Origin of the sequence: Neglectibacter sp. X4 (genome assembly GCF_009917365.1) — a bacterium.
Lineage (GTDB): Bacteria > Bacillota > Clostridia > Oscillospirales > Acutalibacteraceae > Acutalibacter.
In genome coordinates, this window is record NZ_QWLE01000189.1 from 1 (window position 1) to 618 (window position 618).

Sequence of the window (618 nt, forward strand, 5' to 3'; positions counted from 1 at the left end):
ATAGCGTTCTTGTTGTTGGACGTTCTATATATAATGATAACTCTTTTTGAATTGTTCATGAAAACACCTCGCTTGAGCAAAAAATGCACGGGATAATTTAATAAGAATAGTATAGCCTAAAACGAGCAAAAACAAAAGGGAAAATGTGGTGAAATATGATTTAATAGGATTATAACACAAAATACTGGAAGAAGCGTGATGAAAAAAGGGGGAAAACAGCGATATAAAAAAATTGAATACTGTGGTAAAATTGGCATATAAATTGCTCTTTAAATTAAGACAGCCTAAAAAATAAGGAGAAGTAACAATATGGACAAAAAGATTGGAGTGTTAGGCGGCATGGGACCGATGGCATCGCAGCTCTTTTATAAACTTGTAACAGAAAAGACTGCTGCAGATTGCGACCAGGATCATGTAAGGATGGTCATTTACAGTGATTCATCTATGCCGGATCGAACTGGCGCCATTTTAAGCGGTGAATATGATAAAGTGTATTCTCAGCTTTTGGAAGACGCAAAAGTTCTTGAGAACTGCGGGTGCGAAGCGATTTGTATTACCTGCAATACAGCACATTTCTTTGGAGAAATGATGGTAGATCAACTCAAGGTTCCTTTTATT

At 36.4% G+C, this 618-nt stretch carries 1 protein-coding gene; it reads left to right on the top strand.

Features of this window, described 5'->3' with window-relative positions; genetic code table 11:
• Window positions 1-309 precede the first annotated feature (309 nt).
• Window positions 310-618: aspartate/glutamate racemase family protein (locus D1841_RS17590; RefSeq protein WP_166554333.1), on the top strand; the 309-nt coding region annotated here is incomplete at its 3' end.